Origin of the sequence: Bacillus yapensis (assembly GCF_005280205.1) — a bacterium.
Taxonomy (GTDB): Bacteria; Bacillota; Bacilli; order Bacillales; family Cytobacillaceae; genus Robertmurraya; species Robertmurraya yapensis.
Genome location: NZ_SUND01000007.1, coordinates 149,000 through 161,942, shown reverse-complemented (window position 1 = coordinate 161,942; position 12,943 = coordinate 149,000). Strand labels below are relative to the sequence as shown.

The following is a 12,943-nucleotide window of genomic DNA, read 5'->3' as shown; positions in this document are numbered from 1 at the left end:
AGAAAAGACAACAAATTGACAACCCTTCACCGAACATTTTGATATTCTTCCCATGGTCACGTTCCATTAAAATGAATGATAAATAGTTGAAGTGAAAAAGGAGTGGTGAAAGTGAAGAAGAATATGAATGTTATTTTTATCATGACTGACCAACAACGAGAAGATTCTATCGGACCCGAACGGCAGCCGTATGCCAATTATCCACATATGGAACAGCTTCGAAGTGAATCTGTTACTTTTGGAAATTTTTTTACGGCCGCATCTCCATGTGTGCCATCTAGACATACATTTTTAACAGGAAGACATCCATGGAAAATAGGGGTAAGTGGTAATGTTAAATTTAGTACGGAAGGTGAGACGACTTGGATGTCGTTGTTAAGGGATTATGGATATAGATGTGTATCTGTAGGTAAAACACATATGATCCATGCTGGTAGTTTTCATATTCAGGTTCCGGTGGGAAAATCATTTGGTGATCAAGATGGCTGGAATCATTTTGAACCTGCCGCTACGCCAGAGCAAGAAGAAAACTATTTTGATATTCATGTAGCGAGACGTGCCTGCGACGCTCTAGAAAGATTGAATGTTGATGAAGACCCTTTTGCTTTGTTCATAGGGTTCCATGCTCCACATGAACCATATGTGATGCCAGAGAAATACTTGGATTATTGTAAACCAGAGGATGTCTCACTACCGGAAAACAGGAAGCAAGAAGAATACGAGACAAAATCCGAAGCGTATCGTAGACGATACGATCTATTTAGAAGTAAATTCGGTGAGATTACGGATGAAATGATGAAGAAAGGGATTGCAGGGCATTATTGTTTACTTAAGATGGTTGATGACTGTCTAGGGATGATCACAGACAAGTTGAAGGAAAAAAATCTATTAGAGAATACCCTCATTGTATTTGCTGCTGACCATGGGGAATTACTTGGTGAACACGGAATTTTTAATAAGGCTGCAACGGCCTATGAATCCGAGGTTCGAGTCCCTTTTATGATCCGATTCCCAGATGGATACAAAGCGGGTGAAACGGTTGATACTCTTGCTTCCAGTATTGACTTTGTACCGACACTTTTTGAATTAATGGGGCTTAATCCTGATGCCAGGTTACCGGGGCATTCATTAGTTCCGTCTATTAAAGAAGGATTGCCTGTAAGAGATTATGTTACTCTCGCTGATGGCCATGGCACGATGGGAATTCGAACGAAAGACTATAAGCTCTGGTATAACTCCCATTTTAAAGATGGAGAGTTGTATGACTTAAATGAGGACCCTCAGGAATTAAATAATTTATATCATAAACCAGAGGCATTAGAGTTGCGCAGTAAGTTATTTGAGTTGATGCTTCATGCTCGAGTAGCAGACGATGAACGTGATAATCTACCAACCAAACGGGAAAGATTACTGCATTCTGAGGTAAAAGCATCCTATGAACCCGAAGTAGTCTAATTTTAATTAGGAGTGGAATTTGTGACAGTAGACTGTATATCAAGTAATTCAATAAGTAATCCAATAAGTAATCTCAGCGTGATGTGGAAAACCGTATCAGAAGCATGTAATTTAGCCTGTGATTACTGTTACTATAGTCGGTGTGGTGGTCAGCCAGATAGAATAGAGCGAATCGATTCTAGCATTCTAGAAAAATTTATCAAAGAATATATGGCGATTACAAATGGATTTGCCTCCTTTGCTTGGCAGGGAGGTGAACCTCTACTTGCAGGTATTGATTTTTTTAAAGAGGTCGTTCGTCTTCAAGCTCAATATGCTCCTAAAAATACGATGATAAGTAATGCGCTGCAAACAAATGCCACATTACTAAATGACGAGTGGGCTCAATTCTTCAAACACTATCATTTCTTAATTGGCGTAAGTCTAGATGGACCCAAGCAAATCAATGATGCAAGAAGGGTAACTGGGTCTGGCTTTGGTAGCTTTGACCGGATTATGAAGGGAATCAATTATTTACGGAAACATCAGGTTGATTTTAATATTTTAACGGTTATTCACGAAAATAATGTTGGAAAAGCAAAAGAGCTGATGGAGTTCTATGAAGAAGAGGGCTTTTCCTATGTTCAATTTATTCCATGTATGGACTTTTGCTCACAGGAAACTGATAAACCAGGAAAGTATTTGATTACTCCCGAAGAATATGGAGATTTTTTATGTGAGGCTTTTGATATTTGGTACAACGATGGTCATCCTAAAATGTCGATTCGTTTTTTCGATAATATGGCTAGTGTCTATTTAGGGAGTGAGGCTGAGCTATGTACTCATCGTCCATCATGTCCTAAAACGTTAATTTTAGAACAAAACGGGGATGCATACCCGTGTGATTTTTACATAAGTGAGGATTATAAACTTGGGAATGTAGGAACGGACTTCTTAATGGATATTCTTAATCATGAGAAGTTTTCAAAGTTCCAGGGGATGAAGCCAGATTTACCAGAAAAATGTAGAAGCTGTCCCTATTTAAGTTTATGTTACGGTGGTTGTCCAAGAAATAGAGCCATAGATGAGGAATCTGAAACGCACGACAGGGATTACTTCTGTCAGAGTTATCTACAAATCTATGAGTATGCTCATGAGCGGATGGTACAACTTGCGGAGAGGGTTAGAGCTAACTGGTAAGGTAATGTGAAAATGAAGGTTTGTCTGGAAAATGCAAAAAGCCCGCAAAGGCGGGCTTTCAACGAGACTTAGTAATTTGCTAACTGTTGTGTAGGAGTCATAATGATGACTGGACTTTTCGCAGGATCTAACCATTTTAAAATTGAGACTACATTTGATTGTGATGTAGCAACACAACCTAATGTATAGCTACTTCCAGTGTGGAAAAAAATCGCACTTCCTTTGTTTGGCGTACGAGCTGTGTTGTAATTGATAACAAACCCGTATACATATAGTCTGTGAGTCATATCTTCTGCGCTTGTCCATTGACCTTGAGTGGCACTTCTTGACTGCCAAGTGTTGTACAGAGGAGAGCTAGAATCATCCACCCAAACATCATCTGAGGTGATATTTCTCCAAGGTAGTTTCGTTCCAGGATTCCCATTTTGCCCAAAGGCTGTACCAATGGAGAATTTTCCAATTGGTGATTTACCATCGCCTTCTTTGGTTTTACCAAATCCATTCTTTCCAATAAAACCTGAAACATTCATTACACGGTTCCATTTTCCGTTTCCGTCTTTCTCGAACGTTTGGATCGTTGCATTCCTTGTACTAGTCCCATTTGCTGTAACAAGAATAAGTTGGCTATTTCCACTTATTGATTTCAATTTATCAGCATCGTTTTGAGGAGCTGTATTTGGAGCAGTATTAGATGGTGTACTTGAAGTAGTTGTAGACTGTTTTGGAGCTTCAACAGATTTCACAACCGGTTTTGAAACTGATAGATATTTGCTGGAAACCCAACCTGTTTTTCCATTTACATTGACCTTGCTCCAAGAGTCACTTAGCTCAGTAATGGTAACAGCTTGACCTTGCGAAACACTGGTGAGAACAGCATGATTTGTACCTGGACCGCTTCGAACATTTAATGAACTAATATTTATATATTTGGTTACAGGCTCAATAGCCTTAGTTGCAGGAGTTTGAGATTCTGTTTTTTGTTCTGCAGTAGTAGTTTTTGCTTCTTCTTTGGCATCATCAGGTTCACCCCTTTTTCTTCAACGCCTTCTTCTTTTGGTTCTTCCTTCTTGGCTTCAACTTTATCGTACTTTTTGACTCCGTCTTTCTTTGCATCAGTTTTTTCTGTCGCATTTGTCTGATGAGTTGAGGCTACTTCTGAACCGTTGTTTGTGACAATTTGAAGTAAACCAAATCCCAATGCTGCGACTACCAGAATAGTAGAGAAACCAATTAATAGTTTTTTCTTGGTGTTTTTCATTTGTGCGTTTGTCCCTTCCTGTTGTAAAGTTGTACAACTTTCCGATTTTTGGTAATGCTACGCCCTTTATATCAAAAATATTCTATTCTATTCAATGGTAAATTGAACCAGTGTAAATAGAACCCAATAAATAGGGAATTATGTAGAGGTCGTTTTTTCGTTCTACATTATCGTGCACTTAAAGTCGGGTAGATTGACTTAAATTTTGTTATCCTTATTTCCTAGAGTGAATTTTTATGTCAAGGAGGTTGGACAAATGGAAACGGTCGTTATTGAACAAGATATTAAAGTGTTATATGTAACTGCAGTATCCTTTCCAGAAGGTATTGAGGCGGCTCATGAGAGACTTCACGAGATTATTCCATATTCAAAAGAAAGAAGATACTTTGGTCTATCAAGACCAGAAAATGGGTTGATTGTTTATAGGGCAGCCGCAGAACAATTTGAACAAGAGAAAGATATTAATTGTGAATCTCTTATTATTAAAAAAGGAAAATACAGAACCATCACGGTCCCGAATTATAAAAATGATCTCCAAAAGATTACGAAAGTATTTGATGAGCTTATTTCCTATTCTGACATTGATCCAAATGGCTATTGTGTCGAATGGTATGTCGGGAATGAAGACATGAAGTGCATGGTAAGACTAAAGGATGATAATCTTATTTAAGGTTACATACGCTTTTAATTGACTTCTGAAAGAGGGATATTGGAATTTAAAAGAGGTGTCGATCTTCAGATAGGTCTACACCTCTTTTTTGAAAACTGGTGTAGACAAAATAGAAACCGCCGTTCATTAAGCTGACGGCGGTTTCTATTAATCTATCTTATTTTGCTAATTGACCTTCTTTAAGTTCTTGACGCTTAAGGTCGAAACGATCTGCATTCATAACTTTAACCCATGCAGCGATGAAGTCATTTACAAACTTCTCTTTATTATCATCTTGAGCATAAACTTCGGCAATCGCACGTAGGATGGAGTTTGAACCAAATACTAGGTCAACTCCAGTAGCTGTACGAACTACTTTTCCAGTCTTACGATCGTGAGCTTCAAACACATCTCCACCTACAGGGGCCCAAGCTACACCCATGTCAAGCAAGTTAACGAAGAAGTCGTTTGTAAGTGCTCCAACACGGTCAGTGAATACACCATGAGCAGTACCACCGTAGTTTGTACCTAGAACACGTAGACCACCGATAAGGACAGTCATTTCTGGTGCAGTTAGACCTAAAAGCTGTGCCTTGTCGATTAGTAATTCTGCTGAGCTTACACTAAATTGCTTCTTCTGATAGTTACGGAAACCATCAGCTACTGGCTCAAGTACTGCAAAGCTTTCAACATCTGTTTGCTCTTGTGTAGCATCGCCACGTCCAGGAGCAAATGGAACTGTTACATCAAAGCCAGCTTCTTTAGCAGCTTTTTCAACTGCAGCAGTACCACCAAGTACAATCAAGTCAGCCAAGCTAACTTTGTTATCTAAATGACTTTGAATACCTTCTAATACAGCAAGAACTTTTTCAAGTTGTTCTGGCTGATTTACTTCCCAGTTCTTTTGTGGCTCGAGACGGATGCGAGAACCGTTAGCTCCTCCACGCATATCAGATCCGCGGAATGTGCTTGCTGAAGCCCAAGCAGTTGTCACAAGTTCACTGATTGTAAGTTCAGAGTCTAGAATTAATGTCTTAATCTTAGCTACTTCATCTTCACTTAGATCATAATTACCAGCTGGTACTGGATCTTGCCAGATGAAGTCCTCTTCTGGAACTTCTGGACCATAGTATCTTGCTTTAGGACCCATGTCGCGGTGGGTTAATTTGAACCATGCACGAGCAAATGCATCTGCAAACTCTTCTGGATTCTCATGGAAACGACGAGAAATTTTTTCGTAAGCTGGATCATGACGTAATGCAAGGTCAGTTGTAAACATGACTGTTGGAACTTTAACAGATGGATCCTCTGCATCCGGTGCAAGGTCTTTCTCAGCAGGATCAACAGCCTGCCATTGATATGCACCCGCTGGACTCTTTGTTAGCCACCATTCATATCCGAATAATAAATCAAAGTAGCCATTATCCCATTGTGTAGGGTTAGCTGTCCAAGAACCTTCAAGACCACTCGTGATTGTGTCACGGCCTTTACCAGTACCATGAGAGCTTATCCAACCTAATCCTTGTGCTTCAAGAGGAGCAGCTTCTGGTTCAGGACCTACTTGAGAGGCATCTCCAGCACCGTGAGCTTTACCAAATGTATGTCCACCCGCAATAAGGGCAACAGTTTCTTCATCGTTCATTCCCATACGTGCGAATGTTTCACGAATGTCGTGAGCAGCTGCGATTGGATCTGGCTTTCCGTTTGGACCTTCTGGGTTTACATAGATAAGACCCATTTGAACGGCAGCAAGTGGATTTTCAAGGTCACGTTCACCTGTGTAACGATTATCCCCTAACCATTCTGTTTCTTTACCCCAGTAAATATCTTCTTCTGGATGCCAAACGTCTGGGCGACCTGCACCAAAACCAACAGTTTTTAAGCCCATGTCTTCAATTGCAACAGTACCTGCTAATACAAGTAAGTCTGCCCAAGAGATTTTGTTACCATATTTTTGTTTGATTGGCCATAGTAGGCGACGTGCTTTATCAAGGCTAGCGTTATCTGGCCAGCTATTAAGAGGAGCAAAACGTTGGTTACCACTGTTGCCACCTCCGCGGCCATCACCAGTACGGTATGTACCTGCAGCATGCCAAGACATACGAATAAAGAATGGTCCATAATGACCGTAGTCAGCTGGCCACCAATCTTGACTGTCCTTCATTAGGACTTTTAGATCCTGCTTAAGAGCATCGTAGTCTAGTTTCTTAAATTCTTCTAGATAGTCAAAGTCTTCCCCCATAGGGTTAGATTTTTTATCATGCTGACGTAGAATGTTTAAGTTTAATGCATTTGGCCACCAGTCTTTATTTGTCGTACCACTAGTTTTTGCACTAGTCGCACCACCATGAAATGGGCAACCTTGGATGTCTTTAGTATCCATAATATTTTTCCTCCTCAGTAAACATTTATTAGTTAATAATTACGCTTCTAGTTGGAGAAAACTCAAACAACTAGAATTATAATTATTCTTAATATGTAATTATTATAATAAAGAATGAAGAAAAATGAAAGAAATATAGTCTAATTGATAATAATTTTATTTTAACACTTGGGGAACGTGAAATGTTGATAAAAGAAGCACAATATTATGAATTTTGAAGGAGAGAGAGTGATATAAGTCTGAAAAAATACCAGAACCATAGAAAGACCAGTAAAAACAAACTTTTTAAAGTGAATGTTAAAGGCTAGTAATATTTTTGAAGAATGAGGAACGGGAAAAATGATTAAGTTTTAGTAGAAGATTACCTTGTACAGTCCAGTTCTCATTCTCATTATAATGAAAATCAATGATATTAGGCAAGGAAAACGATTATTCCTAAATTTAAGCAAGCAGAGAGAAAGCATGCTTTCTCTCATTGGAAAAAGCATGCCTTCATTTGTATCTATTTAAAGTATCTGCGATAAGAACAGCTTCGTTCGATCATGCTGTGGATGATCAAAGATTTGTTCTGGGGGACCTTCTTCGATTATTTCGCCGTAATCAAATAGAACAATTCGGTCGGCGACCTGGCGCGCAAAGCCCATTTCATGCGTGACAACGAGCATCGTCATACCTGACTCAGCTAGAGTCTTCATCACATCAAGCACTTCTTTAACCATTTCTGGATCGAGAGCGGAGGTAGGTTCGTCAAACAGCATGATTTTTGGCCTCATTGCTAAGGCTCTGGCAATAGCCACCCGCTGCTGCTGGCCACCTGATAATTGTCCCGGGAATTTATGGGCTTGTTCAGGAATCCCAACTCGTTCTAATAGTTCTAATGCAATTTGTTCTGCCCTTTGCTTTTTCCATTTACGGACCCAAATGGGGGCAAGAGAGATATTCTTTAAAATCGTCATATGAGGGAAGAGATTAAAAGATTGAAAGACCATTCCGGTTTCCATCCGAATCTCTTCAATATTTTTCAAATCATTTGTTAAACTGATTCCATCAACAACAATCTCGCCAGTCTGAAATTCTTCAAGTGCGTTGAGTGTGCGGATAAAAGTCGATTTTCCAGAGCCAGATGGGCCCAAAATAACGACGACTTCACCTTGCTTTACGGTAAGATCCACATTTTTGAGGACATGCAAATCTCCAAACCATTTATTTAATCCTTTTACCGTGATCATGTCATCACGCTCTTCAAGAGGCGTGGACAATCGTTCCACTGCAAAGAGACTCTCCATCTGTTATTCCTCCTTATCTTTCGCCAACTCCTAGTGTCACTTCTAAGCGACGACTCACATGTGCCATTAAAAAACAGAAGATAAAGTAAATGAACCCGACAAATAGAAAAACTTCCATCTGTTTCCCGAGAAACTCCGGGTTCGCGACTAGCTTTTGTCCCATCCCTAGTAGATCGGTTAATCCTACAATGGCGACTAAGGATGTATCCTTAAAGATGGATATAAATTGTCCGACACAAGCCGGAATTACTGCCTTTAATGCCTGTGGTAAAATGACGAAGCTCATCATATGGGCTTTGCTCAAACCTAAGCTTTGAGCAGCTTCATACTGTCCTCTTGGAATCGACTGCAGCCCACCACGAATATTTTCGGCTAAATAAGCGGCACTGAAGAGGGTCATCCCGATCATTGCTCGCATGACATTGCTTATTTCAATGCCATTTCCTAAAAATAGAGGAATCATTAATTGCCCAATGAATAGAACGGTGATAAGCGGAATGCCACGAATAAACTCGATGTAAATCACACAAAAATATTTTACAACCGGGAGTGTACTTCTTCTTCCGAGAGCCAGTAACAAGCCGATAGGGAAAGAAACTACGATCGAAACACTTGCGATTAACATGGTTAGTAAAAAGCCACCCCAAATATTCGATGATACAGGTTCAAATACCCCGAATCCATTTAAGATGAAAATCGTGACCGGGATGAATAGTAGCCATACTAGAAGTACCGGCACTTTTATCTTCGGCAACTTTGTACCGACAAAAAAGGTAAGGAATAGAAGAACGATATTTGCTCCAAGAATCAACCTTGTATTCATTTGAATAAACGGCATTACTAGCATGACTACCATAATGGCTAAAATGGAGACCGCAACGTGTGCCATGGAACCTTTCCAAAGTCCCCATGACAAACCGAGTAAAACAGTCATTAGACCAAACGCTGTCCAAATGCGCCATACCTCTTCAATAGGAAATTGTCCAATCATGAGTAGGCGGAAATTGACAGAGATGACTGACCAATCCGCTGTAAAAATGAATTGAATTGTATGAAATAGGATGTATCCTGCAACAAGTGCTGAAGCAATTGTTAAAAGTGCATTGAACCAACTGCTAAAAAGATTTTCCCTCAGCCATCTGAGAGCTCTTGATTGTGTCTTTGGAGGCAATAAAATGTCTGGCTCCTTATTTGTTTCAAAACTAATCTCTTCCATCTCTCATCACCTACCTTTCCACCAACTGGACTTTTCGATTGAAGAGATTCATTAAACCTGAGGTGATTAAACTAAATATTAAATAGAAGGCAATCATAATCACGATGGATTCTACAGCTCTTCCTGTTTGGTTCATCACCGTTCCACCAACACTGACGATATCTTGAAACCCGACTGCGACGGCTAAACTTGAATTTTTTACTAAGTTCAAGTATTGGCTCGTTAAAGGAGGGATGATGATCCGAATCGCTTGCGGAAAAATAACTAAGCGTAATGTTGTTGAATTTTTTAAGCCTAATGCTTTGGCTGCTTCAATTTGACCCTTTGGAACACCCAAGATTCCTGCACGAATGATTTCAGCGATATAGGTAGACGTATAAATCACTAGACCAATTAAGATGGCCGAATATCCAGGGGATAAAGTGTAGCCCCCGACAAAGCCTCGTCCTTCTACTGCAGGGGTGTGAATGGTAATAGGGCCGGATCCTGTGAAAATAATGGAGAAAATGATGATTGCGGCAAATACACCAATTGCCGACATAAAAGGATATCTCCTTTTTCCAGACTCCATTTCCATTTTCATCAGGACCTTCGCCAATAGATAAGCAAGGATGAGCCCCAATACAATCGTAACGATCCAAAAAACGGTGTTTGAATGTGTTTCAAACCAAGGAATGGCAATCCCGCGATTAGATAAATAGATGGGACCTAGTGTTACTGCCTCTTGAATTTTTGGAAGCGGAAGGAAGACTGCAAAAAACCAAATGAAAATTTGTACAAGAAGAGGGGTGTTACGAAATATTTCGATATAAACGGTTGCCAATTTACTTAAAAGCCAGTTATTTGATAGCTTTGCAATTCCAACAAACAAACCAATGATGCTTGTAAGGATGATTCCGAAAAAGGCAATCCGCAATGTATTGATGATCCCAACAAGAAGGGCTTTCCCATAGGTATCTGTTGGTTGAAAATCAATCATCGATTCAGATATGGTAAATCCAGCTGTGTTCTTTAAAAAATCAAATCCCAATTTAATTCCTATTTGTTGAAGCCCTGAAATAGCATTTGTAATAAAGTAATACCCCGCAATTAACACCAATGCTGAAAACAGGACTTGTAAGAGGATAGGGACAATCCTTTTATCACGCCAAAAAGGTGTTGTAACAGCTTTCTTCATGTTTTGTCACCTCTTTTTTAAAAAATAGGTCTGCTATTGAGAAGAAGCCTCCCAAAAGCAGACCTTGTTTCTTTAGTATAGAGTAAGTAAATTTAACTTTGGGAATTGTCTAGCTGCAGCTTTTCGCTTTTAACGGAATGGAGCAGCGTACAATAACCCACCATTTGTATAAAGGTCGTTTAGTCCACGATCGAGCTTGAAGACTGTATCTGGACCAAGGTGACGATCATAAATTTCTCCATAGTTTCCAACTTGCTTGATCACTTGGTAGCCGAAATCAGCAGGTAATCCAAGCTGTTCTCCAAGATTTCCTTCAGTTCCAAGTAAACGTTTAATATCTGGGTTCTCGTCATCTAAAAAGTCATCTACATTTTCTGAAGTGATGCCGAACTCTTCTGCTTGAATTGTCGCGAACACAATCCAAGTGACCGCATCGAACCACTTATCATCTCCACCTTTAACAGCAGGGGCTAAAGGTTCTTTGGAAATTGTTTCAGATAAGATTTTGTGTGCAGCTGGGTCAGCCATAATGGATTGGCGTGATACTAATCCCGATTTGTCGGTTGTCCATGCATCGATACTGCCAGCTTCATAGGCAGCAACAACAGCATCGGCACTATCAAATACAACCGCCTCAAAGTTAATTCCACGTGCACGCATTTGGTCGGCTAAGTTCAACTCGGTAGTCGTACCCGTTTCAACCCCGATACGAGTTCCTTCTAAATCTTCTAAACTATTAATGCCGCTATCAGCTGGCACCATGATACCCTGACCATCATAGAAGGTAACTGGGGCAAAATTTAATCCGACTTCAGAATCGCGGTTGGTTGTCCAGGTTGTATTCCTCACTAACACATCGACTTCTCCCGTTTGTACGGCAGTAAAACGTTCTTGAGCGGATAATGGGCGATATTCCACAGCCTCTGCATCCCCAAGGACACCAGCTGCGATTGCTTTTGCAAAATCAATATCGAAACCAGCGTTTTTTCCATCTGTTCCAACATAACCAAAACCGGGTAATGCATCATTAATCCCTGCAACTAATTTTCCTCGACTTAACACTGTTTCCATAACAGATGTTGCGGATGCAGTATCGGTTGCTGTCGTGTCAGTAGTTGAATCATCTGTTTTCTCCGTACCAGCTTCTTCATCCTTTGTACACCCAACTAATGCCAAGACAAAAACCAATAACAAGCTAACTAACCATAACGATGACTTCTTCTTCATTCTTTTCCCCCTTATTATTGGTATCCAATGAGGGATACCAATTTATTATGTATGTTATGATAAATGACATAGAAGTTCTGATATTTCAGAAATGTCAATTTATATAACATATTATGTTACTAATTATACCTATTTTCCTAATTGATTCAATATCATTATTAAAAAATTCTGAATATTCACGTTAGAAAATCTGACAAGTTATGATTTGGGATGCCAGTTGAAGCAACATGTTATAATTAAGAAAATATTGGAAATACGAGGTGGGAGTATGTTTGTCAAAATGTATCAATACCATATACGGCCAGACAAAGTAGAAGAGTATCTTCATATACAAGAACAATCATTTGAAATATATAGTAGATATTTGCAGATCAACACCATCTATTTTCGAAGCAACGAAGATGAAACAAAATGGGTAGAAATCTCGAGGTATAAAGATGAAGCAGAGTATAAAAAGAGCATTGGGCTCATCAATGAACACGCAGAGATCCAAGATTTATTCGCTCAATTTCAATCTCTTTTGGTCCCGGAAAAAGGGGAGATTAGAGAAGAAGACTTTGTGGAAATAAAAGAATTTAGTCAATTTGGGGGATGGATATGAACGGAACGATTTCTTCATTATTATCAAGAAAAATCATTTCTGCTTCAATAGCAGGTACCTTTTTTGCAATACTTTGTGGGCTAGTGTTTCCGAGCTTCGCAGGTGAAGATGCGGACACAATTCGAGAGTATTTGTGGGGCGTTGTTTCGATGATACCAGTTTATCTTTTATATAGTTTTCCAGTTATTTTGGTATATGGATCTGCAACTTCTATAATCAGTGATTTCCTTGCGGGCTTGATTTCGAGAGGAAAGCTTAAGAAACTAGAAATCTATGTCTCAGCATTGTTCCATTTGCTCTTTGGTTCGGTCTTGTTTTGGTTTAGTTTACTTGCTTCTATTATATATTTCGTTGTAGATCAATTTTTTGTGAAAAAGAAAGTCAATCACAAATGGAGCCTGGCTTTGTTAAGTCTGGCAGTGCCTTTATTATTGTGGATTATATGTATGGGTATTATCTGGGTTGTAGATTTCTCCAAAAATGGATGGATTATTTGATGAATTAGGACGGAA

Annotated in this window: 12 protein-coding genes and 1 pseudogene; 5 read left to right on the top strand and 8 right to left on the bottom strand. The window is 39.5% G+C overall.

Annotated features, from left to right (window positions below; translation table 11 throughout):
* Window positions 1–111 precede the first annotated feature (111 nt).
* Entirely contained in the window at window positions 112–1,455 is a 1,344-nt protein-coding gene (locus FAR12_RS10660; protein ID WP_126408648.1) for a sulfatase family protein, read from the top strand.
* A 21-nt stretch (window positions 1,456–1,476) separates the two neighbouring features.
* Window positions 1,477–2,634, top strand: a complete 1,158-nt coding sequence (locus FAR12_RS10655) for an anaerobic sulfatase maturase (protein WP_342772308.1) — start codon at window positions 1,477–1,479, stop codon at window positions 2,632–2,634.
* Between the two features lie 68 nt (window positions 2,635–2,702).
* Here FAR12_RS10655 and FAR12_RS10650 read toward each other — a convergent pair whose 3' ends face one another.
* The 3 genes and pseudogenes from FAR12_RS10650 to FAR12_RS10645 all read right to left on the bottom strand — a co-directional run bounded on the left by FAR12_RS10650 (window position 2,703) and on the right by FAR12_RS10645 (window position 3,892).
* Complete coding sequence (locus FAR12_RS10650) at window positions 2,703–3,377, bottom strand: L,D-transpeptidase family protein (protein WP_246010370.1); 675 nt, start codon at window positions 3,375–3,377, stop codon at window positions 2,703–2,705.
* A 27-nt stretch (window positions 3,378–3,404) separates the two neighbouring features.
* Window positions 3,405–3,551, bottom strand: a pseudogene (locus FAR12_RS23810) (SH3 domain-containing protein); the annotation flags it as partial.
* 14 nt (window positions 3,552–3,565) lie between these two features.
* The gene (locus FAR12_RS10645; RefSeq protein WP_126408646.1) at window positions 3,566–3,892 is read right to left on the bottom strand and encodes a hypothetical protein; all 327 of its coding nucleotides are present in this window, start codon (window positions 3,890–3,892) and stop codon (window positions 3,566–3,568) included.
* A 256-nt stretch (window positions 3,893–4,148) separates the two neighbouring features.
* On the opposite strand from FAR12_RS10645, the gene FAR12_RS10640 reads away from it, so the two are divergent.
* A complete protein-coding gene (locus FAR12_RS10640; protein WP_126408645.1) occupies window positions 4,149–4,562 on the top strand; it encodes a transcriptional regulator in 414 nt (137 codons plus the stop codon).
* 157 nt (window positions 4,563–4,719) lie between these two features.
* Here FAR12_RS10640 and katG read toward each other — a convergent pair whose 3' ends face one another.
* From katG to FAR12_RS10615, 5 genes are all read right to left on the bottom strand, one after another.
* Entirely contained in the window at window positions 4,720–6,924 is a 2,205-nt protein-coding gene (gene katG, locus FAR12_RS10635; protein ID WP_126408644.1) for a catalase/peroxidase HPI, read from the bottom strand.
* 506 nt (window positions 6,925–7,430) lie between these two features.
* Window positions 7,431–8,153: an amino acid ABC transporter ATP-binding protein gene (locus FAR12_RS10630; RefSeq protein WP_170972170.1), complete on the bottom strand. Its 723-nt coding sequence runs from the start codon at window positions 8,151–8,153 to the stop codon at window positions 7,431–7,433.
* A gap of 70 nt (window positions 8,154–8,223) precedes the next feature.
* Window positions 8,224–9,426 carry an amino acid ABC transporter permease gene (locus FAR12_RS10625; RefSeq protein ID WP_126408642.1) on the bottom strand — a complete coding sequence of 401 codons (1,203 nt, stop codon included), beginning with the start codon at window positions 9,424–9,426 and terminating at the stop codon, window positions 8,224–8,226.
* Window positions 9,427–9,436: 10 nt separating this feature from the next.
* Complete coding sequence (locus FAR12_RS10620; protein ID WP_126408641.1) at window positions 9,437–10,603, bottom strand: amino acid ABC transporter permease; 1,167 nt, start codon at window positions 10,601–10,603, stop codon at window positions 9,437–9,439.
* 129 nt (window positions 10,604–10,732) lie between these two features.
* Window positions 10,733–11,830: an amino acid ABC transporter substrate-binding protein gene (locus FAR12_RS10615; RefSeq protein ID WP_126408640.1), complete on the bottom strand. Its 1,098-nt coding sequence runs from the start codon at window positions 11,828–11,830 to the stop codon at window positions 10,733–10,735.
* Between the two features lie 268 nt (window positions 11,831–12,098).
* On the opposite strand from FAR12_RS10615, the gene FAR12_RS10610 reads away from it, so the two are divergent.
* Window positions 12,099–12,431 carry a hypothetical protein gene (locus tag FAR12_RS10610; protein ID WP_126408639.1) on the top strand — a complete coding sequence of 111 codons (333 nt, stop codon included), beginning with the start codon at window positions 12,099–12,101 and terminating at the stop codon, window positions 12,429–12,431.
* Window positions 12,428–12,928, top strand: a complete 501-nt coding sequence (locus tag FAR12_RS10605) for a hypothetical protein (RefSeq protein WP_246010369.1) — start codon at window positions 12,428–12,430, stop codon at window positions 12,926–12,928. The genes FAR12_RS10610 and FAR12_RS10605 overlap by 4 nt, the downstream gene beginning before the upstream one ends.
* The last annotated feature ends 15 nt before the right edge of the window (window positions 12,929–12,943 follow it).

Coding starts and splice junctions, on each gene's coding strand:
- FAR12_RS10630 (WP_170972170.1), bottom strand. CDS start 8,153: ATGATCACGGTAAAAGGATTAAATAAATGGTTTGGAGATTTGCATGTC.
- FAR12_RS10620 (WP_126408641.1), bottom strand. CDS start 10,603: ATGAAGAAAGCTGTTACAACACCTTTTTGGCGTGATAAAAGGATTGTC.
- FAR12_RS10610 (WP_126408639.1), top strand. CDS start 12,099: ATGTTTGTCAAAATGTATCAATACCATATACGGCCAGACAAAGTAGAA.
- FAR12_RS10615 (WP_126408640.1), bottom strand. CDS start 11,830: ATGAAGAAGAAGTCATCGTTATGGTTAGTTAGCTTGTTATTGGTTTTT.
- FAR12_RS10625 (WP_126408642.1), bottom strand. CDS start 9,426: ATGGAAGAGATTAGTTTTGAAACAAATAAGGAGCCAGACATTTTATTG.
- FAR12_RS10645 (WP_126408646.1), bottom strand. CDS start 3,892: ATGAAAAACACCAAGAAAAAACTATTAATTGGTTTCTCTACTATTCTG.
- FAR12_RS10605 (WP_246010369.1), top strand. CDS start 12,428: ATGAACGGAACGATTTCTTCATTATTATCAAGAAAAATCATTTCTGCT.
- FAR12_RS10640 (WP_126408645.1), top strand. CDS start 4,149: ATGGAAACGGTCGTTATTGAACAAGATATTAAAGTGTTATATGTAACT.
- katG (WP_126408644.1), bottom strand. CDS start 6,924: ATGGATACTAAAGACATCCAAGGTTGCCCATTTCATGGTGGTGCGACT.